1 protein-coding gene and 1 pseudogene are annotated in these 634 nt (G+C 77.9%); both read right to left on the bottom strand.

Annotated elements, in window-relative coordinates:
* On the bottom strand, nt 1-284 hold a 284-nt coding region (locus AC1DY2_RS20415; protein WP_476764074.1), incomplete at its 3' end, for a hypothetical protein.
* Between the two features lie 155 nt (nt 285-439).
* Nucleotides 440-634, bottom strand: a pseudogene (locus AC1DY2_RS20410) (aminotransferase class V-fold PLP-dependent enzyme); the annotation flags it as partial.

Here is a 634-nt window from a genome sequence, read left to right as displayed (position 1 = left end):
GCGCGGCCCCTGCCGAGGGGTCGGCGACCGGATGCCGCGACGGGGGCCGGAGGTCCGGATCCGTCGCTCGGGCCGTCGGCCGACGGATCGGCGTACGGGTGCCCGGCGTCGGCTGGCGCGGCGTCCGCCGGCCCGAGCCGCTCGGCGAGTTCCGCTTCCACCGCGGCGAGCTCGGCCGCCGCATCGCCGGGCGCCCCCTCGGGCGTGCCGTAGACGAGCCGCAGCAGTTCCTCGTGGCGGCGCTCCAGCCGGTCGCCCACATGCGGTTCCATGGGTGTCGACATCGATCCCATGCGCCCAGTGTGCGCCTCTTCCGCCGCAGACGGAATGGGGTCGCGGACGCGTGCCGTGGCGGCGCACGGCGCCGCGGGTCACGACGCCCCGGGGCACGGCGCAGCGCGCCGACGCACAGGGCACGCGCAGCGCGCCGACGCGCTGGTCAGCCGATGACGGGCAGCGGTCGGTCGTCGACCCGCGGACACCACCCGGCGGGCGTGCGCTCGTACGCGTGGGCGGGTCCGTCGGCCACGAGCCCGGCCAGCGCCGAGAGGAACCGGTCGACGTCGTCGGCCGAGGATCCGGCCCCTAGGCTCGCGCGCAGCCCGTTCGCCCGCGACGCGACGCGGTCGACGAA

This window comes from Agromyces sp. P1_H4, from assembly GCF_056405255.1.
The sequence above is the reverse complement of the archived record's forward strand: the minus strand, read 5'-3'. Positions and strand labels throughout refer to the sequence as shown.